The following is a 19,078-nucleotide window of genomic DNA, read 5'->3' as shown; positions in this document are numbered from 1 at the left end:
GCCTTGGCCTTGGCCTTGGCCTTGGCCTTGGCCTTGGCCTTGGCCTTGGCCTTGGCCTTGGCCTTGGCCTTGGCCTTCACCTTCACCTTCACCTTCACCTTCACCTTACGCAGCCGCAGCCGGATTCTGCCCCCTCTCCCCCACCCCGCGATCCCTTCCTTTTCCCGACAGTCGGCCTCCAGCAAGCCATCGAAATCGGTCCTGAAAGCAAGACACGTTAAAATCTCACCTCGCGTGGTGCGCCGCCCGCACCCGCCATCCATCGCCAGCCGCGTGCCCTCGGGCCGCCCCCGACCCATGGAGTGAGTGTCAATGAGCGGCGGACTTCCGTTTCCCGCATCCCGCAGCAAGTCGTTGCCGTCCTCGACGGTCTTCCTGGTTCTCGCCGCCACCGCGCTGCTGTCCGGCTGCGGGCTGCTGCCGGTCCGGAATCCGCCCGCGCCGATCAGCGAAGCCCTCGTCGAGCCCATCGAGGAAACCGCCGGCGAACCGCTGACGATGCCGCCCGTGCCGGCGCCGACGCACCCGGAGGAACCGGAAGCGCCGAAGAAGCCGCACCGCGAGGTCACGCGGCCGAAGCCCGTGCAGCGCCCCGAATCGCCGACACCGCCGCCGCCTCCGCCCCCGCCGATCGTCGCGACGCGCCCGCTCGACCGCACCCAGATCCATGCGCTGCTCGACAGCGAAGTCGCGCGCCGCAACGGCAAGGTGATCGGCCGCGCGGTCGACATGGTGACCGACGCGAGCGGCAAGCCGCGCGAGATGATCGTCAACCTGCAGGGCTTCATGGGCGTGGGCGACCGCAAGGTCATCTTCCCGTGGAACGTGTTCCGCTTCACGCCGGGCGGCAAACAGGAGCCGATCGTGCTCGACGTGCCGTCGGGCGACCTGCCGCCGGCCGCGCGGCCCAAGGCCGTGCCGCTGTCGGGTTCGGCCGCCGCTTCGCCCGCGACGCGACTGCCGATGCTCGACAGCGACGTCGAGCGCCCGAACGGCACGAAGATCGGCCGCATCGTCGACGTGCTGATCGACCGCGCATCGCAGCCGCAGGCTGTCGTGCTCGACCTCGGCGGCCTCGTCAATACGGATCGCCGTTCGATCGCCGCAAGCTGGGGCGCGCTGCGCTTCGTCACGCGCGACAAGGCGCTGCATCCGCAGCTCGACCTGAACGACGCACAGATCAAGGCGTCGCCGCCCTACGCGGCCGACAAGCCGATCGTCGCGGTCTTCCCGCCCGTTGCCCCGGCACCGGCTTCGTCTGCGAGCGCGACCCGATGACGATCAAGCATTCCGTCAGCGTACGCAGTCTCCGGTCCCTCGACTGGCTCAACTTCTTCGTTGCAAACGTTCAAACAGGGTTCGGTCCGTTCATCGCGTCCTACCTCGCGTCGCACAAGTGGACGCAGGGCGAGATCGGCATGGTGCTGTCGATCGGCACGATCAGCGCAATGGTCAGCCAGGTGCCCGGCGGCGCGGCCGTCGATGCGCTGAAGAACAAGAAAGGCGCGGCCGCGTGGGCCATCGTGGCCATCATCCTGTCCGCGGTGCTGCTCGCGTCCAGCCCGACCATCGTGCCGGTGATCGCCGCCGAGGTGTTCCACGGTTTCGCGAGCTGCATGCTCGTGCCGGCCATGGCCGCAATTTCGTTCTCGCTCGTCGGCCGCGCCGATCTCGGCGACCGGCTCGGCCGCAACGCACGCTGGGCGTCGATCGGCAGTGCAGTCGCGGCGGGCCTGATGGGGCTCACCGGCGAATACTTCTCCGCGCGCGCGGTGTTCTGGCTGACCGCCGTGCTGGCGCTGCCCGCGCTGTTCGCGCTCGCGATGATCCAGCCGACGCACGAGGTGATCCCGCAGTCGTCGAAGCCCGACGATCGCGACGAAGCCGGCGAACGCGAAACGCTGCTCGAACTGCTGCGCGACCGCCGGATGCTGATCTTCGCGGCGTGCGTCGTGCTATTCCACTTGTCGAACGCGGCGATGCTGAACCTCGCCGCCGGCGAAGTGACGGCCGGGATGGGCGAGAACGTGCAACTCGTGATCGCCGCATGCATCATCGTGCCGCAGGCGATCGTCGCGATGCTGTCGCCGTGGGTCGGGCGCTCCGCACAACGCTGGGGGCGCCGGCCGATCCTGCTGCTCGGCTTCTCGGCACTGCCGGTGCGCGCGCTGCTGTTCGCGGGCGTGAGCAGCCCGTACCTGCTGGTGCCCGTGCAGATGCTCGACGGCATCAGCGCGGCCGTGTTCGGCGTGATGCTGCCGCTGATCGCGGCCGACGTCGCGGGCGGCAAGGGCCGCTACAACCTGTGCATCGGGCTGTTCGGGCTCGCGGCCGGAATCGGCGCGACGCTCAGCACGGCTGCGGCCGGCTACGTTGCCGATCACTTCGGCAACGCCGTGAGCTTCTTCGGGCTCGCGGGCGCCGGTGCGCTCGCGGTGCTGCTGGTCTGGCTCGTGATGCCCGAAACGCGCGTCGACAACGGCGACGCGGCCGCCGACGAAGCGGCCGCCGCATCGCCCGAACAAGCGCACTGAGCCGGCACGCCGCCGTTACCCGCTTCTTGGCCAACGCATGATGGATACGATCAGGACACTCAACGAAGCCCGCCAGCAGATCCAGCAGTCGATCTTCGATCTGTTCAAGGGGCTGTCATTCAGCGAACGGCTCGCGCAAGGCGGGCTGATGGCACTGCAGGCCGTGTGCGGCGCATGCCTCGCGTATGTGATCGGCCGCGCGCTGCACACCGAGCAGGCCGTATGGGCCGCGATCACCGCGATCGCCGTCACGCAGCACAACTACTCGGACACGATGTCGCTGTCGCGCGACCAGTTCATCGGCGCGATGGTCGGCGGCGTGCTCGGCTTCGCCGGCGCGGCGCTCGGCGGCGACCGCCTCGTCGCGTATGCGATTACCGTCGCGGTCGTGATCGTCAGCTGCTGGTGCCTGAACGTCGGCAGCGCGGCACGGCTCGGCGGCGTGACCGCGACGATCGTGCTGCTGTTTCCGGGCAACGGCCCGCTGTGGGACATTCCGCTGATGCGGCTCGGCGAGGTGACGCTCGGCACCGTGTGTGCGCTGGGCGTGTGCTGGGTGATGTCGAAAATCGAGCGCCGCTGGTTCCGCCACGCAGCGGCAAAGTGATGCGATGAACCGGTTGCCCGGCGCGCATCGCGGCATCGCGATCCGTGCCGGGCCATCGGCCAGGTCAGTCGCCGATCCGCAGCACGATGCCGGAACCGATCTGCACCAGCAGGTGATCCCCGCCGACGCCCACCCATTGATAGCCGCGCGGCGGCTGGCTCAGGTGATAGCCGCGCCAGTCGTCGATCACGTACTGGCGATCGCGGAACTCGGGGGGAAGCCGGTCGCCCTTGTGCCACTCGCGGCGCGGCTGGTCAGCCCAGCGCGGCGGCACGTCCTCCTCATGGCGCATCTGGCCGGGCGGCATGCGTTTCGGGCCATGGCCGTGCTGCATGCCATGGTCGCCCTGGTCGTTGCGGTTGTCGTGGTCCTGCGCCATCGCGGCCGGCGCGGCGAAACCCGCCGCGATCACCGCGGCCAGCATCATCCCGTGCATCTTCTTCATCGTGCCTTCCCTCCGTGTTGTCACGTCGAACGAAACCACTCGGACTACCCGATGAAGACTAGCACATGGCATCGCGGGGCCACATGACTGCGCGCATGACCGCGCGTTACGCGGCCTGCTGCTGGTACTGGATCCGGTGCAGGTGCGCGTAGAGGCCGCCGTGGCGCAGCAATTCGTCGTGGCTGCCCTCTTCGACGATCTTGCCGGCCTCGAGCACGAGGATGCGGTCCGCGCGCTCGATCGTCGACAGCCGGTGCGCGATCACGAGCGTCGTGCGGCCTTCCATCAGCCGTTCGAGCGCGGCCTGCACGTGGCGCTCCGATTCCGAGTCGAGCGCCGACGTCGCTTCGTCGAGGATCAGGATCGGCGCGTCCTTGTAGATCGCGCGCGCGATCGCGAGCCGCTGGCGCTGGCCGCCGGACAAACGCATCCCGTTGCCGCCGACGAGCGTGTCGAGCCCGTCGGGCATCGCGGCGACCGCATCGGCGAGGTTCGCGGCCTCGAGCGCGGCCTGCACGCGCGCGCGGTCGGGCGTCTGCCCGTACGCGACGTTCGCGGCGATCGTGTCGTTGAACAGCACGACATCCTGGCTGACCATCGCCATCTGGCCGCGCAACGCATGGAGGTCGTAGTCGGCAACCGGCACGCCGTCGACCAGGATCGCACCGTCGGTCGGGTCGAAGAAGCGCGGCAGCAAGTTGACGAGCGTCGTCTTGCCGCTGCCGGAGGGGCCCGCGAGCGCGATCATTTCACCGGGCGCGACCTTGAACGAGATGCGGTCGAGCGTCGGCCGCTCGGCCGCGCCGTAGTCGAACGACACGTTGCGGAACTCGATGTCGCCGCGCGCATGGGCCAGCGGCCGGCCGCCGCCCTGCGGCTCGGCCGGTTCGTCGATCAGCCCGAAGATCAGTTCGGCGGCCGTCATCCCGCGCTGCAGCGGCTGGTTGACGTCGATCAGGTGCTTGAGCGGCGAGATCACCAGCAGCATCGACGTGACGAACGCAACGAAGCCACCGACCGTCGTCTGGTCGTTCGACGACTGCACGACCGCGATCGTGATCACGACCGCGAGCGCGATCGACGCGAGGAACTGCGTGAGCGGCTGAGCGAGGCCGCCGGAGACCGTCATGCGCATCGCGTAGCCGCGCAGGCGCTTGCTCATCTGCGTGAAGCGGTCCATCTCGTACGCTTCGCCGTTGTGCACCTTGACGACCTTGTAGCCGCCGACCGTCTCCTCGACGATGTACGACAGTTCGTTGGTCAGCGTCTGGTGCTCGCGGTTCAGGCGGCGCAGGCGGCGGTTGATCTTGCTGACAAGCCAGCCGATGCCGGGCAGGATCACCGCGACGATCAGCGTGAGCCGCCAGTTCAGGTAGAACAGGTAGCCGAGCAGGAAGATCACCGTCAGCGAGTCGCGCACGAGCGTGACCATCACGCCCGTCAGCACCGACAGGATCTGGTTGACCTCGAACACGATCGCGTTGATCACCGTGCTCGCGGTCTCGCGCTGGAAGAACGACGCGCTCGTGTGGAGCATCCGCTGGAACATTTCGAGCCGCAACTGCAGCAGGATGCGGTTCGATACATAGTTGAGCAGGTAATTCGACGTGTACTGCGACACGCCGCGCACGAGCGCGAGGCCGATCACCGCGACCGGCACGTACCATTTCGCGCTGTCGCTGCCATGCGCGCCGAAGCCGTGGTCGAGGAGCGGCTTGAGCAGCGCCGGGATACCGGCCTCGGTGGCCGCGACGACGCCCATCGTCATCACGGCGAACACCACGATGCCGATCAGCGGCCGGATGTACGGCCACAGGCGCTTGAGGACCGTCACGGGCGAGGTGCCCGTGCCGTCCATCGGTTTGCGAAGAGTGTTCTGGGTTTCCAAGGCAATCCTTCTTGAGCCGCGAAGCGGCGCCCGGGCGCGGCTGCCCGGGATTTCGCCCTGTCGGGCGGGTGCCGAAAAGGGCTCAACATTATAGCCGCACCGCTCCGGCCGGCACGGTCATGGCCGATGCGGAAGGGCGGCCGGCCCGCGGGTATACTGCCGCTCACTGTTTTCTCCGCCTTTTCGACGATTTCATGGCAGAACCCTCCCTCGGCGTCGCCCTCATCGCCCTCAACGCGTCCGCGCGGCTTGCGCAGTGCCTGACAGCGCTGTCGTTCGCCGACGACGTCGTCGTCATCGACGGCGGCAGCACCGACGATACCGTCGCGATCGCGCAGGCGCACGGTGCGCGCGTGATCGTCGAGCGCGACTGGCCGGGCTTCGGCCCGCAGAAGAACCGCGCGCTCGACGCGCTCGACACCGACTGGATCCTGTCCCTCGATACCGACGAAGTCGTCACCCCGGCACTCGCGCAGTCGATCCGCGACACGATCCGCGCGCCGGCCGCGCAAGTCTATGCGGTCGACCGGCTGTCGAGCTTCTGCGGCCAGTGGATCCACCACAGCGGCTGGTATCCGGACTGGATCCCGCGCCTGTTCCGGCGCGGCGCGGCGCGCTTCTCGGACGATCTCGTGCACGAACGGCTCGTGTTCGATGGCGCCGCGCAGCGCCTGTCCGGCAAGCTGATGCACTACTCGTACGAGGATTTCGAAGCCGTCGTGCGCAAGCTCGACGCGTATTCGACGGCCGGCGCACGCCAGCGCCGCGCGGCCGGCCAGCGCGGCGGCTTCGGCAAGGCGCTCGCGCGCGGTGCCTGGGCGTTCGTGCGCACTTACCTGCTGCGGCGCGGCTTCCTCGACGGCCGCGCCGGCTTCATGATCGCCGTGTTCAACGCGGAAACCGTGTACTACCGCTTCCTGAAGCTCGGCCACGAACGGGCGCGCTGAGCGCCCACCCGGCATGCAGCCGGCCCGGCGTTACAATGCCGGGCTGCCCGCGCCGCGCGTGCCTGCCCGACCGGCGGCGCCACACGCCGCCCGCCACGACGACTACCGAATCCGACCGCCATGTTCTCCATCATCATTCCGACCTGGAACAACCTGCCGTACCTCAAGCTCGTCGTCGACAGCCTGCGCCGCCATTCCGCGTACGACCACCAGATCATCGTGCACGTGAACGACGGCTCGGACGGCACGCTCGACTGGGTGCGCAGCGAAGGCATCGAACACACCGCGTCGCCGACCAACATCGGCATCTGCCACGCGGTGAACTGGGCCGCCGCGCGCGCCACGCGCGACTACGTCGTCTACATGAACGACGACATGTTCTGCTGCCCCGGCTGGGACACGGCGCTCGTGCGCCGCATCGAACAGATGCCGACCGACCTCTTCATGCTGTCGGGCACGATGGTCGAGCCGGTCGACACGCGCAACCCGTGCGTCGTGGTCAGCAATTTCGGCCGCGACGCCGAACAGTTCGACGCGGCGGGCCTCGTCGCCGCAGCCCCGAAGCTCGTGCGCGCGGACTGGCTCGGCTCGACCTGGCCGCCGACGCTCGTGCACCGCGACTGGTGGAACCGGATCGGCGGCTACAGCAGCGAACTGTCGCCCGGCATGAGCAGCGACAACGACTTCTCGATGAAATTCTGGGATGCCGGCTGCCGGATCTTCGTCGGCGTCGGCGACAGCCTCGTCTACCACTTCCAGCAGAAGAGCACGGGCAAGATCGTCAAGAACGACGGTCGCCGCCAGTTCCTGAACAAATGGGGCATGACCCAGGCGACGTTCGACCGCTACTTCCTGCATCGCGGCGAGCCGGCCGGCACGCGCGTCACGCTCGACACGCCGGCAGTCGCTGGCCGCCTGAAGCGCGCGCTGCTGCGCTCGCGGATCAAGCGCGCGTTCAGCTGATCGGACCCCGAAAACAGCACGGAAACGCCCCCTGCATCGCGTATACTCTGCGCCGTTCGTCCCGGATCTCCCGCCGGGGCGCGCGGCGCGCAGCACGATGTCCGCAAGCCGCATTCGTTCATTCGACAGGTTCCGATGCTTTCGTTTTCCGCTCCCGCCTCGCGGCGCCTGACCGCCGCCCGCGCATTCGCTGTCGCCGCGCTCTGCATGGTGCCCGTCTCGACCGCGCTGACCAACGTGTTCTGCGGGCTGTTTGCCGCCGCGCTCGTGATTTCTCCCGAATTCTGGCGCGACCTGCGCTCGTTCGTCACCGACCCGGCCTCGCTCGCGGCACTGCTGATCCTGGCCGCGCTGGCCGCCAGCGTCACCTATACGGTCGCGCCGCACAACAAGGCGTGGAACTGGGTCGCCAAGTACGACAAGCTGCTGCTGCTGCCATTCGCCGTCCTCGCGTTCCGCCATTCGAACTGGGCGCCGATCGTGCGGCGCTGCTGGTTCGGCACGCTGTGCGTGATCCTGCTGCTGTCGACGACCAACTATCTCGGCCTGACTGCGATCGGGCCCGCGCACGCGACCGAGCTGCCGCTGTCGCGCGCCTGGGTGTTCAAGAACCACATCGCTGCCGGCATGTTCGGCGCGCTGCTGTTCTACCAGGCGGCCGATCTCGCGCTGGCGGCCCGCACGACGCTGTCGCGCATCGCGTATGCGGGCATTGCCGCGTGGTCGCTCGTCAACGTGTTCGTGATGCTGCAGGGACGCACCGGGCAGGTCATCGCGCTGCTGCTGATCCTCGTCGTCGCCGTGCGTTTCGTGCTGTTGCTGCGCCGGCAATCGGCGCTGCGTGCGGGGCTTGCCGCCGGCGTGCTCGTGCTGGCCGGCATCGCGCTCGTGGTCGCCGCGTGTACGGTTCACAACGGCCGGCTCACGAAGGTCGTGACGGAAGTGCAGCAGTACCGGCAGAGCGATGCGGCCACGTCCACCGGGCTGCGCCTCGAGTGGTACAAGAAGGGGCTCGAGCTGTATCGCCAGCGCCCCGCGATCGGCTATGGCGCGGGCGGCCTGGAGTCGGAGTTCGAGCGGCTGACGGCCGGCAAGACGGCCGCCGAGGGCCAGCTCACGTCGAACCCGCACAATGAATACCTGCTGATGGCCGTGCAGCTCGGCACGCTCGGCCTGGTGCTGTTCGTCAACCTGATCGTGCAGATTGCGCGCGGCAGCCGCGCGCTCGATCCGCGCTCGCGGCACCTGCTGCTCGCCTGGCTCGCGATCTTCGCAATCGGCAGTCTCGCGAATTCACTGCTGCTCGATTTCGCCGAAGGGCACCTGATCGTGCTGCTGGCCGGCATCCTGCTCGGCTGCGGCGAGCGCAGCGAGGCGCTACCGCGCGAGACGTCGGCGATCCGGCGCAGCGCGTAACGCGCAACGGCATACGCTCCGCTGTCGGCCGGCTTCGACCGCAGCGGAGTCTCCCCTCTTCGAAGGAAACGGGCCGGGCGGCCGGCTCGTCGCGAAACACGCCGCCTGCAACCGGCGGGAAGCGCGCATCGCCCGTGCGTCAGTCGGATCCGGTGCGATGCAGTCGCGACGTATCGACGACGGTTTCGGCCGGGCCCGGCGGATTCAGCCCGAGCATCTCGGCCGCCGCGGCTTTCACGCGCTGCGCACTGAGATTGACGAGGCAATCGCTGCGGCTGTCGACCTTGCGCTCGCAACCCTCGTGCCGGCATGGCACGCAATCGCCCTCCCCCTGCAGCAGCCACACGTTCCCGTGCCGCCCCGAGCCGCGCAGCGGCCACGGATTCTCGGTCGCGGGCCAGTGCTGCGGCCACGGCCCCCAACGCACGGGGTCGGACGGGCCGAACAGCGCGATCGTGTCGGTGCCGGTCGCGGCCGCGACGTGCGTCGCGCCGGTGTCGGGTCCGATGAAAAGCCGCGCGCGCCGCACGAGTTCGGCGCTTTCGCCAAACGTCAGGCGTCCGACCAGGTTCAGCACATCGCCGCCCGCTTCGGCCGCGACCTGCTCCGCATACTCGCGCTCGCTGTCGGCCGGGCCGCCGGACAGCGCGACCGCGAAGCCGTGCCCGCGCAGCCAGCCGATCATCTCGACCCAGCCGTCGAGCCGCCATTGCTTGTAACGGAACATCGGATACGGATGCAGCACGACCAGCGGCTTGCCGTCGCGGATCGCCGGCGACTCGGCGAGCCACGCGTCGAAGCGCGCGCGCCGCGCCGGATCGTCGCCGATGCCGGGCGCAACGACCTCGGACACCGGCTCGATACCGATCACGGGGGCAAGCGCGAGCGTACTGACGACCGTATGCGCGGATTCGTGGTGATTGATCGCGATCCCGTTCAGCATCATCCGCGTGAGCCACGTCACGCGGTTCGGATCGACGAGGCCCACCCGCTTGCGGCCCGCAAACCAGCTGTAGAAGCGCGGCCGGTCGGAGCTCAGCGCCGCGCACGCGAGATCGTAGCGGCGCCACATCGACAGCGCGTCGCGCAGCCGCTCGCGGAATCCCGCGCGCTGCGCGACGACGATCACGCGCCGTACGTCCGGATTGTGCTCGAGCACGCCCTCGGTGCCGCGAAACACCAGCATGTCGATCTGCGCATCAGGCCAGCGGGCCTTCAGCGAACGGACGAGCGGCGTCGTCAACAGCACGTCGCCGATACGGCGCGGCGCGGCAACGAGGATGGTTCTGGGCGGGCGGGCGGAAGAAAACAGGGCCACGGCGGGTGTGTCTGACTGGCTGAACAAGGCTGGCAATGTACAGGATTTTGCAGCACCCGGCGCGGCGTGGCGAATCGGCCGTGCGGCTGGCCTGATGCGGCCCCGCGCGCAGTGCGGCGGGGCAGGCGCACCGTGTGCCCGCCTCGGTGCCGTACGCGGGGCTTGCGATGTGCCCGCGGTGCTACGACGCAACCGTCATGATCGCCGGCGTGGCGGCAGCAGCCGGCCGCGCGTATGCCGCGCCGGCCAACGGCTCGTCACGATGGGTAGCCTGCGGCAGCAGGTGATTCACCGCGCGCTCGACCTCGTCGACGCCGATCGCGTCGACGGTCGTGCCGGCGCGCAGGATCACGTGGGGCACACCAAGCGGATGCCAGCGCAAATATTTCTCCGGACGGTCCTCGAACAGCGCGGCGACGGGCACGCCGAGCGCCGACGCGAGATGCACGGGAGCGCTGTCGGCCGAGACAATCGCATCGAGCAGGCTCGCGGCGGCCACCAGCTCGCCGACCGACGACGGCGCAACATGGCGCGCGCTCACGTCGCGCCACGAATCGTCCTCGGGGGCATGTCCGATAGCCGGATCGCGGAACACGATCACGTCGGCGTGCGGCGCCAGCCGCTCGGCGAGGTCGCGCCAGCGATCCGCGGACCAGCGGCGCTCGGCCGCCTTGTTCGTCACGAACAACCCGACGCGCGGCTTCGTGCGCGCGCCGAGCAGCCGATACCACGCGTCCTGCAGCGCGCGGTCGGGGTGAACCGACAACTCGAGACGGTCAAGATCGGCGCGACCGAGTTCGGGCACGAGCCGGAAACCCGACAGCGCCTCGTGGCACATCGGCCGCTGCGCGACATGCTCGGGCTTGCGATCGTCGAATTCGGTCTCGGCATCGTGCCAGCGGCAATCCTTCGCGCCGATCTGACGCGCGAACTGCATGCTGCTGCGATGCATGCCGCCGTTCGGCACGACCACGAGGTCGAACCGCAAGCGACGCAGGCGCCGCACGAGCCGCAGCCGGTCGAAGAATGCGCGCATCCGCCCGGGACGGTCGTTGCGCTCGCATTGGCGGCTATAGACGTAGGTGTGGATCATGTCCACGTCAGGGTTTCCGGCCAGCGCAGCCGCGTTGTAGCGGTTCCCGACCACATGCAGTTCGGCGCCGGGCCAGCGCTCCTTCAGCGCGCGGAGAAACGCCGTTGTGCACAGCATGTCGCCCAGAAAATCGATCCGGATCACGAGGATCCGCTGCGTCGGGTTCACATTGGCCATGGTCATGTGGAGACTGTCAGTTTTTTGTCGTCGCGATGGGCCATTCCACAGTGTCCGGTTCCGGGACGGCCTTGTCGCATGTCGCCGCTCGCCGCACGGATCCGCCCCCGTTTATGTGCGCGATACCGGCGCCATCCGCCGGACGAGCGGCGGTCAACGCCGCGTTCGTGCGGCTAGCGCCGGATTGTATAGCGTCCGGATGGCCAGCCCAAGACCTGCTTGCGTGCACATGCAAAAACGGCCCGCCGCACCGCACGATGGCGATGCGACGGGCCGCAGCGACAGCCGCCCCCGTGGAGGCGCGGTCAGTACGTGATTTCGACGACGCTGCCGTCGAACGTGGCCCGCAGCTCCGCGAGCAGCACGTCGCTCGGCTTCACGCGCCATGCGTCGCCGAGGCGCATTTCACCCTGCGCCCGCGCGTTGCTGTAGTGGACCTGCACCGCGAGCCCGTTCGGCAGCGGCGCCTGCGGCCGACGACCGCCATCGCGCCCGCCGCCGCGCGGCGCAGGCGCTTCGACCACGTTCGCCGCCGGATCGTCCTTCGACACGTGCGGCTCGAGCACGCGGCGCAGCGCGGCCGCGTCGGCGTTGCCGTTCATCGTCAGCCGCACGGCCTGCGCATAACGGCTGCGCGCGCGTTCGAGATCCATCACGGTATCGGTCGTAAAGCGGATGCCGCCCGTGAACGCATCGTTGCGCGCCTGCCCCTGCACGATCAGCAGCTCGTCTTCCTTGAACAGCGCCTTGTTCGCCTCGAACTGCTCGTTGAAGATCGTGATCTCGCACTGGCCCGAGCCATCGTCGAGCAGCGCGATCAGCATCTTGCCGCGCTGGGTCATCTGCGTGCGCAACGACGCGATGATGCCGGCCACGAGCTTGTCGCGCCCTTCCTTCAGGTCGCCGACCTTTTGCCGCACGAAGCGGCGCACCTCGTCGCGATACGCGTCGAACAGGTGGCCGGACAGGTAGAAGCCCAGCGCGCCCTTCTCTTCCTGCAGGCGGCGCTTGTCGTCCCACGCGGGCTCGTCGACGAGCGCATGCGCGTGCGGCGACTCGGCGCCCATGTCGAACAGGCCGGCCTGCATCGCGTTCGCCGCGGCCTGGTCGGCCGCTTCCATCGCCAGCGGCACCGACGCGATCAGCTGCGCACGGTTCGTATTCAGCGAATCGAACGCGCCGGCGCGGATCAGTGCCTCGACCGTGCGGCGGTTGACGACGCGTCGGTCGATCCGCTCGCAGAAGTCGAACAGGTCGGTGAACAGCTTTTCCTCGCGGGCACGCAGGATTTCCTCGATCGCGTTCTGGCCGCTGCCCTTCACCGCGCCGAGGCCGTAGCGGATCGTGCGCGAGCGCTTGCCGTCGGCTTCGGCGACCGGCTCGAAGCGGTAATGCGACTGGTTGATGTCCGGCGGCAGCACGGCGAGGTTGTTCACGACGCAATCGTCGAACAGGATCTTCACCTTGTCGGTGTCGTCCATCGCGAGCGTCATGTTGGCCGCCATGAATTCGGCCGGATGGTGCGCCTTCAGCCACGCGGTGTAGTACGCGAGCAGCGCATAGGCAGCCGCGTGCGACTTGTTGAAGCCGTAGCCCGCGAACTTCTCCATCAGGTCGAAGATCTCGTCGGACTTCTCGCGCGTGAGGCCGTTCTTCGCCGCACCCTCGGCAAAGATTTCGCGGTGCTTGGCCATCTCCTCGGGCTTCTTCTTGCCCATCGCGCGACGCAGCAAGTCCGCGCCGCCGAGCGAGTAGCCGCCGATGATCTGCGCCATCTGCATCACCTGCTCCTGATAGACCATGATGCCGTAGGTCTCTTTCAGGACGGGTTCGACGCGCGGATCCGGATAGTCGACCTTCTCGCGGCCGTGCTTCCGTGCGCAGAAGCTCGGGATCAGGTCCATCGGGCCCGGACGGTACAACGACACGAGCGCGATGATGTCCTCGAAGCGGTCGGGCTGCGCATCCTTCAGCATGCCCTGCATCCCGCGGCTTTCCAGCTGGAACACCGCGACCGTGTTGGCCTTCTTCAGGATCTGGAACGAGGTGGGATCGTCGAGCGGCACCTGCGCGAGCGACCAGTCGGCCTTCGACGGATCGAGGCGGCGGATGTAGCGCTCGGCCCAGTCGAGGATCGTCAGCGTCGTGAGACCCAGAAAGTCGAACTTCACGAGGCCGACGGCTTCGACGTCGTCCTTGTCGTACTGGCTGACCACGCCGCCGTCGTCGCCCTGCGTGTACAGCGGGCAGAAATCGGTCAGCTTGCCGGGCGCGATCAGCACGCCGCCCGCGTGCATCCCGACGTTACGCGTGAGGCCTTCGACACGCTGCGCGAGATCGAGCAGCTGGTGCACTTCGTCCTCGTGGTCGTAGCGCTCCTGCAGCTGCGGCTCTTCCTTCATCGCGTCGGCGATCGTCACGTGCTTGCCCGGCTTGAACGGGATCAGCTTCGCGATGCCATCGGTGAACATGTAGCCGAGGTCGAGCACGCGGCCGATGTCGCGCACGGCCGCCTTCGCGGCCATCGTGCCGAACGTGGCGATCTGCGACACGGCGTCCGCGCCGTACTTCTCCTTCACGTACTGGATCACGCGGTCGCGGCCGTGCTGGCAGAAGTCGATGTCGAAGTCGGGCATCGACACGCGTTCCGGGTTCAGGAAGCGCTCGAACAGCAGGTTGTAGCGCAGCGGATCGAGGTCGGTAATGCCGAGCGCGTACGCGACCAGCGAACCGGCGCCCGAGCCGCGGCCCGGGCCGACCGGCACGCCGTTGTTCTTCGCCCAGTTGATGAAGTCCGCGACGATCAGGAAGTAGCCCGGGAAGCCCATCTTCGTGATGGTCCCGCACTCGAATTCGAGCCGCTTGTAGTACGTGTCGCGCTGCGCGTCGCGCTCGGCTTCGGCCGGATACAGCTGCGCGAGACGGGTCTCGAGCCCTTCCTTCGACAGCTGAACGAGGTAGTCGTCGAGCGACATGCCGTCGGGCGTCGGGAACAGCGGCAGTTTCGGCTTGCCGAGCTCGAGTTTCAGGTTGCAGCGCTTCGCGACCTCGACCGTGTTCGCGATCGCCGACGGCAGGTCGGCGAACAGCGCGGCCATGTCGTCCTGCGTGCGGAAATACTGGTCGGTCGTGAAACGCTTCTGGCGCCGCGGGTTCGCGAGGATGTCGCCTTCCGAGATACACACGCGCGCTTCGTGCGCGGTGAAATCGTCGTCGGTCATGAACTGCGTCGGGTGCGTCGCGACCACCGGCAGCTTCAGCGCCGCGGCGAGCGTCGCGGCCTGCTGGATGTACGCCTCGGCGCCCGGCTGGCCGTAACGTTGCAGCTCGATGTAGAAGCCGCCCGGGAACACCTTCGCCCAGCGCTCGGCGTGACGGCGCGCGGCTTCTTCGTTGCCCGCGGCAAGCGCGAGCCCGATGTCGCCCTGTTGTGCGCCCGACAGCGCGAGCAGCCCTTGCGAGAGCTCGCCGTCGAGCCAGCTCGCATCGAGTTCCGCACGGCCGCGGTACTGGTTCGTGAGCCACGCCTTCGACAGCAGTTCGCAGAGATTCAGGTAGCCGACCTTGTCCTTGACGAGCAGCAGCAGCCGCGACGGCTTGTCGCGATCGTCCGGATTCGCGATCCAGACGTCGCAGCCGGCGATCGGCTTGATGCCCTTGCCACGGGCTTCCTGGTAGAAACGGACGAGGCCGAATGCGTTGCCGAGATCGGTGAGCGCGAGCGCGCCCTGGCCGTCTGCGGCCGCCGCCTTGACGATGTCGTCAATGCGCACGATGCCGTCGGCAATCGAGAATTCGGAGTGAACGCGAAGATGGACGAAGCGGGGATCTGACATGGGCGCTATTGTAGCCGCCCCGCCGCGCAGCCTGCCCAAAAAATCCCCGCGCCGGCCGTTCGGCCGATGCGCGCGACCGCACGTCGCGCGGCCGGCCAAACGGCAGGATGCCGGCCTGGGCGCGGTTTGCGGGATAATACGGTTTTTCGAATCAGCGCCCCGGCTTCGCACCCTTTTTTGCGGGCCGCCGTGCGGCCGTTTTCCCGTCGGACCATCATGACCATCGTCAACCTCGCCGCCTACCACTTCGTGTCGCTCGACGCGAACGAGCAATGGCGCCCGCTCGTCACCGCCCGCTGCAACGAACTCGGCCTGCGCGGCACGATCCTGCTCGCGCCGGAAGGCATCAACCTGTTCATCGCCGGCACGCGCGAAGCTGCCGACGCGTTCATCGCGTACCTGCGCCACGATCCGCTGTTCGAAGGCAAGTTCGCGTCGCTGCAGTTCAAGGAAAGCCTGTCCGACTCGCAGCCGTTCCGCCGCATGCTCGTGCGCCTGAAGCGCGAGATCATCACGATGAAGAAGCCGGCGATCAAGCCGGAACTCGGCCGCGCGCCGTTCGTCGATGCGCAGACGCTGAAGACGTGGCTCGACCGCGGCCACGACGACACGGGCCGCCCGGTCGTGATGCTCGACACGCGCAACGCATTCGAAGTCGACGTCGGCACGTTCGACGACGCGCTCGACTACCGGATCGACAAGTTCAGCGAATTCCCGGAAGTGATCGACGCGAACCGCGCCGACCTCGAAGGCAAGACGGTCGTGTCGTTCTGCACGGGCGGGATCCGCTGCGAGAAAGCCGCGATCCACATGAAGGAAATCGGCATCGAGAACGTGTACCAGCTCGAAGGCGGGATCCTGAAGTACTTCGAGGAAGTCGGCGGCGCGCACTATCACGGCGACTGCTTCGTGTTCGACTACCGCACCGCGCTGAACCCGCAACTCCAGCCCACCGAGAACGTCACGTGCTTCGCGTGCCGCGCCGTCGTCACGCCGGACGCGCAACAGTCGCCGAGCTACGTGCCCGGCCAGTCGTGCCCGGCCTGCGCACCGGCAGCCAGCGCCGCGTAAGCGCGCGGTGCCCCGCGCCCCGATGACTGCCTATCGCGGCCGCTTCGCGCCGTCGCCCACCGGCCCGCTGCACTTCGGCTCGCTGGTCGGCGCGCTCGCGAGCTGGCTCGACGCACGCGCACACGGCGGCGCATGGCTCGTGCGCATCGAGGATCTCGACGGCCCGCGCACGGTGCCCGGCGCGGCCGAAGACATCCTCGCGACGCTCGCGCATTTCGGCATGACACCCGACGAGCCGCCCGTCTGGCAAAGCACGCGCGATGCGGCCTATACGGCTGCGCTCGAACGGCTCGTCGCGGCCGGGCGCGTCTATCCGTGCGGCTGTACGCGCAAGGAAATCGCCGACTCGCTGCGCGCCGCCCACGAGCGCCACACGACGCTCGCCTACCCCGGCACCTGCCGCAGCGGCCTGCACGGCAAGCCCGCGCGTGCCTGGCGGCTGCGCGTGCCGGACGGCGACGACGCGATCGTCACGTTCGACGATCGCTGGCAGCACACGCAATCGCAGAACCTCGCGACCGAAGTCGGCGATTTCGTGCTGAAGCGCGCGGACGGCCAATGGGCCTATCAGCTCGCGGTCGTCGTCGACGATGCCGATGCGCACATCACGCACGTCGTGCGCGGCGCCGACCTGCTCGACTCGACCGCGCGCCAGATCCACCTGCAACACTGCCTCGGCGTGCCGACGCCGCGGTACCTGCACGTGCCCGTCGTCGTCGACGTGAACGGCGAAAAGCTCAGCAAGCAGACGGGCGCGACCGCGCTCGAACGCGACGATCCGCTGCCGGCGCTGCAGGCCGCGGCCGCGCACCTGGGCCTCGCGCCCGACGGCGCGCTCGCAGGCACGACGCTCGACACGTTCTACGCAGCCGCAACGGCCGCGTGGGCGACGCGCTTCGGGCCGCAGGCCGGCTAACGCGCGCAGCGCACCGGGTTCGCTGCGACCAGACGCAAGCCGGGTGCAGACTGCATTGCCCGCCGCCAGCGCCCCGCGCCCTCTTCCACTCACCCATCAAGCCGCGGCCCCAATAGAAAACGGGCACATGCTCATCGCATGCACCCGCTTCTCCTGCGGCGCTCACGCGCCGCACCGTCACATCCGCCCGGCTTACGCCGATGGCTTGCGCGGCATACCGAACCCGCCGAGCAGCGCGGCGACCTGACGCTTCGGCCCCTTCTTCTCGGGCTGCTGCGCAGGCTGCGCGTCGTCCTGCTGCTTCGCCGGTGCCGACGGCTCGTACGGCTTCAGGAAGAAATCGTCGACCGGCGCTTCATGGCGACGGTGATGACCGCGCTCGGAGCCGCCCGGCCGGCGCCCCGCCGCACCACGATGCTCGTCGCGATCGCGACGGCCGCCTCGTTCGCCGCCGCGCTCACCGCCCCGTTCGCCACCGCGCTCGCTGTTGCGCTCGCCGCCGCGGTCGTTGCCGCGCTCGTCGTGACGATGGCGCGCCGGCTTGTCGAGCGCGAGCGTCTGCATTTCGAGCGGACGCTTGATCAGCTTCTCGATATCGGCGAGCTGCTTGCGCTCGTTCGGGCTGCACAGCGACAGCGCGTCGCCCGTCGCACCCGCGCGGCCGGTACGGCCGATCCGGTGCACGTAGTCTTCCGCGCTGAACGGCAGGTCGAAGTTGATCACGGCCGGCAGCTCGGCGATGTCGAGGCCGCGCGCGGCCACGTCGGTCGCGACCAGCGCTTCGATCTCGCCGCGCTTGAACGCGTCGAGTGCCTGCATCCGCTCGATCTGTGTCTTGTCGCCGTGGATCGCCGACGCGACCACGCCGTCGCGCTCGAGATTGCGCGCAAGCCGGCTCGCGCCGATCTTGCTGTTGCAGAACACGATCACCTGCTTGAGCCCGCGATCGCGCAGCAACTGCACGACGGCCGCCTGCTTGTCGCCTTCGGCGACGTCGTAGACGATCTGCGTGACGTTCGCGTTCGTCGAGTTGCTGCGCGCGACTTCGATCGTCTGCGGGTTGCGCAGGTAGGTCGACGCGAGCTTCTTGATTTCGCCCGAGAAGGTGGCCGAGAACAGCAGCGTCTGGCGCTCCTTCGGCAGCAGGTTCAGGATGCGCTGCAGGTCGGGCAGGAAGCCCATGTCGAGCATCCGGTCGGCTTCGTCGAGCACCAGGATCTGCACCTGGCCGAGGTTCGCCGTCTTCTGCTGGACGTGGTCGAGCAGGCGGCCCGGCGTCGCGATCAGGACCTCGACGCCGCGGCGCAGTTCGGCCATCTGCGGGTTCATGTCGACGCCGCCGAACACGACCGCGCTGCGCAGCGGCGTGTGCTTCGCATACGCGTGCACGTTCGCGGCGACCTGATCGGCGAGTTCGCGGGTCGGCGTGAGGATCAGCGCACGCACCGGGTGGCGCGCCGGTGACGCGCTCGTGTTGGCCTGCGGCAGCAGGCGCTGGATGATCGGCAGCGAGAAACTCGCGGTCTTGCCGGTACCCGTTTGCGCGGCGCCCATGACGTCGCGGCCGGCGAGCACGACCGGAATGGCCTGCGCCTGGATCGGCGTCGGCGTCGTATAGCCCTGCTCCGCAATGGCTTTCAGGATATCGGCGGCAAGGCCGAATTGATCGAAGGTTGCGTCGACGGGCTTGGCGACAGAATCGGACATGGTGGCGTTTCGCTCAAAAGGCGCGGCGGGGACATCGTGCGTCAGGCCAGCCGGGCCTGCGCTCATCACAATTCGGAAATAGACGGAGCCGCGGCGCGCCGCGCGGCGCCGCTCTGGCGCTTGGGACCGGTTCAATGTGAACGCTGGACGCCAGTCCGTG

At 68.5% G+C, this 19,078-nt stretch carries 15 protein-coding genes; 8 read left to right on the top strand and 7 right to left on the bottom strand.

The window, feature by feature from the left end:
* Positions 1 to 185 (bottom strand): hypothetical protein (locus tag BDI24065_RS17500; protein ID WP_175032328.1); only part of this gene is annotated, 185 nt, incomplete at its 3' end.
* 127 nt (positions 186 to 312) lie between these two features.
* On the opposite strand from BDI24065_RS17500, the gene BDI24065_RS17495 reads away from it, so the two are divergent.
* The 3 genes from BDI24065_RS17495 to BDI24065_RS17485 are packed head-to-tail and all read left to right on the top strand — an operon-like array spanning position 313 to position 3,141.
* Positions 313 to 1,278 carry a PRC-barrel domain-containing protein gene (locus BDI24065_RS17495; RefSeq protein WP_175032327.1) on the top strand — a complete coding sequence of 322 codons (966 nt, stop codon included), beginning with the start codon at positions 313 to 315 and terminating at the stop codon, positions 1,276 to 1,278.
* Positions 1,275 to 2,534 carry an MFS transporter gene (locus tag BDI24065_RS17490; protein WP_175032326.1) on the top strand — a complete coding sequence of 420 codons (1,260 nt, stop codon included), beginning with the start codon at positions 1,275 to 1,277 and terminating at the stop codon, positions 2,532 to 2,534. Before BDI24065_RS17495 ends, BDI24065_RS17490 begins: the two co-directional genes overlap by 4 nt.
* 40 nt (positions 2,535 to 2,574) lie before the next feature.
* Positions 2,575 to 3,141 (top strand): FUSC family protein, encoded by a 567-nt coding sequence (locus tag BDI24065_RS17485; protein ID WP_175032338.1) that lies wholly within the window; start codon positions 2,575 to 2,577, stop codon positions 3,139 to 3,141.
* 64 nt (positions 3,142 to 3,205) lie between these two features.
* On the opposite strand, the gene BDI24065_RS17480 is transcribed toward BDI24065_RS17485, so the two are convergent.
* Positions 3,206 to 3,586, bottom strand: coding sequence for an RcnB family protein (locus BDI24065_RS17480; protein ID WP_175032325.1), 381 nt, complete (start codon positions 3,584 to 3,586; stop codon positions 3,206 to 3,208).
* Between the two features lie 106 nt (positions 3,587 to 3,692).
* Positions 3,693 to 5,444 (bottom strand): lipid A export permease/ATP-binding protein MsbA, encoded by a 1,752-nt coding sequence (gene msbA, locus BDI24065_RS17475; protein ID WP_254609783.1) that lies wholly within the window; start codon positions 5,442 to 5,444, stop codon positions 3,693 to 3,695.
* Positions 5,445 to 5,668: 224 nt separating this feature from the next.
* Here msbA and BDI24065_RS17470 point away from each other — a divergent pair, with 224 nt between their 5' ends.
* The 3 genes from BDI24065_RS17470 (at position 5,669) to BDI24065_RS17460 (ending at position 8,800) form a co-directional block, all read left to right on the top strand.
* The gene (locus tag BDI24065_RS17470; RefSeq protein ID WP_175032323.1) at positions 5,669 to 6,421 is read left to right on the top strand and encodes a glycosyltransferase family 2 protein; all 753 of its coding nucleotides are present in this window, start codon (positions 5,669 to 5,671) and stop codon (positions 6,419 to 6,421) included.
* A gap of 120 nt (positions 6,422 to 6,541) precedes the next feature.
* A complete protein-coding gene (locus BDI24065_RS17465; RefSeq protein ID WP_175032322.1) occupies positions 6,542 to 7,384 on the top strand; it encodes a glycosyltransferase family 2 protein in 843 nt (280 codons plus the stop codon).
* Positions 7,385 to 7,519: 135 nt separating this feature from the next.
* Entirely contained in the window at positions 7,520 to 8,800 is a 1,281-nt protein-coding gene (locus tag BDI24065_RS17460) for an O-antigen ligase family protein (RefSeq protein ID WP_175032321.1), read from the top strand.
* Positions 8,801 to 8,939: 139 nt separating this feature from the next.
* Here the strand turns inward: BDI24065_RS17460 and BDI24065_RS17455 are convergent, their stop codons facing one another.
* The 3 genes from BDI24065_RS17455 to dnaE all read right to left on the bottom strand — a co-directional run bounded on the left by BDI24065_RS17455 (position 8,940) and on the right by dnaE (position 15,224).
* Positions 8,940 to 10,118, bottom strand: coding sequence for a glycosyltransferase family 9 protein (locus BDI24065_RS17455; RefSeq protein WP_175032320.1), 1,179 nt, complete (start codon positions 10,116 to 10,118; stop codon positions 8,940 to 8,942).
* 181 nt (positions 10,119 to 10,299) lie between these two features.
* Positions 10,300 to 11,388, bottom strand: a complete 1,089-nt coding sequence (locus BDI24065_RS17450) for a glycosyltransferase family 9 protein (protein WP_175032337.1) — start codon at positions 11,386 to 11,388, stop codon at positions 10,300 to 10,302.
* Positions 11,389 to 11,693: 305 nt separating this feature from the next.
* The gene (gene dnaE, locus BDI24065_RS17445) at positions 11,694 to 15,224 is read right to left on the bottom strand and encodes a DNA polymerase III subunit alpha (RefSeq protein ID WP_175032319.1); all 3,531 of its coding nucleotides are present in this window, start codon (positions 15,222 to 15,224) and stop codon (positions 11,694 to 11,696) included.
* 216 nt (positions 15,225 to 15,440) lie between these two features.
* Between dnaE and BDI24065_RS17440 the strand changes: the two genes are divergently transcribed.
* Together BDI24065_RS17440 and gluQRS are read left to right on the top strand one after the other, a co-directional pair.
* Positions 15,441 to 16,295, top strand: coding sequence for a sulfurtransferase (locus BDI24065_RS17440; protein ID WP_175032318.1), 855 nt, complete (start codon positions 15,441 to 15,443; stop codon positions 16,293 to 16,295).
* A gap of 22 nt (positions 16,296 to 16,317) precedes the next feature.
* Entirely contained in the window at positions 16,318 to 17,211 is an 894-nt protein-coding gene (gene gluQRS, locus BDI24065_RS17435; RefSeq protein ID WP_175032317.1) for a tRNA glutamyl-Q(34) synthetase GluQRS, read from the top strand.
* 192 nt (positions 17,212 to 17,403) lie between these two features.
* Here gluQRS and BDI24065_RS17430 read toward each other — a convergent pair whose 3' ends face one another.
* A complete protein-coding gene (locus BDI24065_RS17430) occupies positions 17,404 to 18,984 on the bottom strand; it encodes a DEAD/DEAH box helicase (protein WP_175032316.1) in 1,581 nt (526 codons plus the stop codon).
* Positions 18,985 to 19,078: the final 94 nt, after the last annotated feature.

Source organism: Burkholderia lata (assembly GCF_902499025.1).
GTDB classification, from domain to species: Bacteria; Pseudomonadota; Gammaproteobacteria; order Burkholderiales; family Burkholderiaceae; genus Burkholderia; species Burkholderia lata_C.
The sequence above is the reverse complement of the archived record's forward strand: the minus strand, read 5'-3'. Positions and strand labels throughout refer to the sequence as shown.

Excerpts from the sequence above, each read along its gene's own strand:
- msbA (WP_254609783.1), bottom strand. The coding sequence starts at position 5,444 with ATGGACGGCACGGGCACCTCGCCCGTGACGGTCCTCAAGCGCCTGTGG.
- BDI24065_RS17490 (WP_175032326.1), top strand. The coding sequence starts at position 1,275 with ATGACGATCAAGCATTCCGTCAGCGTACGCAGTCTCCGGTCCCTCGAC.
- BDI24065_RS17480 (WP_175032325.1), bottom strand. The coding sequence starts at position 3,586 with ATGAAGAAGATGCACGGGATGATGCTGGCCGCGGTGATCGCGGCGGGT.
- BDI24065_RS17465 (WP_175032322.1), top strand. The coding sequence starts at position 6,542 with ATGTTCTCCATCATCATTCCGACCTGGAACAACCTGCCGTACCTCAAG.
- gluQRS (WP_175032317.1), top strand. The coding sequence starts at position 16,318 with ATGACTGCCTATCGCGGCCGCTTCGCGCCGTCGCCCACCGGCCCGCTG.
- BDI24065_RS17485 (WP_175032338.1), top strand. The coding sequence starts at position 2,575 with ATGGATACGATCAGGACACTCAACGAAGCCCGCCAGCAGATCCAGCAG.
- BDI24065_RS17440 (WP_175032318.1), top strand. The coding sequence starts at position 15,441 with ATGACCATCGTCAACCTCGCCGCCTACCACTTCGTGTCGCTCGACGCG.
- BDI24065_RS17470 (WP_175032323.1), top strand. The coding sequence starts at position 5,669 with ATGGCAGAACCCTCCCTCGGCGTCGCCCTCATCGCCCTCAACGCGTCC.
- dnaE (WP_175032319.1), bottom strand. The coding sequence starts at position 15,224 with ATGTCAGATCCCCGCTTCGTCCATCTTCGCGTTCACTCCGAATTCTCG.
- BDI24065_RS17450 (WP_175032337.1), bottom strand. The coding sequence starts at position 11,388 with ATGGCCAATGTGAACCCGACGCAGCGGATCCTCGTGATCCGGATCGAT.
- BDI24065_RS17430 (WP_175032316.1), bottom strand. The coding sequence starts at position 18,984 with ATGAGCGCAGGCCCGGCTGGCCTGACGCACGATGTCCCCGCCGCGCCT.
- BDI24065_RS17460 (WP_175032321.1), top strand. The coding sequence starts at position 7,520 with ATGCTTTCGTTTTCCGCTCCCGCCTCGCGGCGCCTGACCGCCGCCCGC.
- BDI24065_RS17495 (WP_175032327.1), top strand. The coding sequence starts at position 313 with ATGAGCGGCGGACTTCCGTTTCCCGCATCCCGCAGCAAGTCGTTGCCG.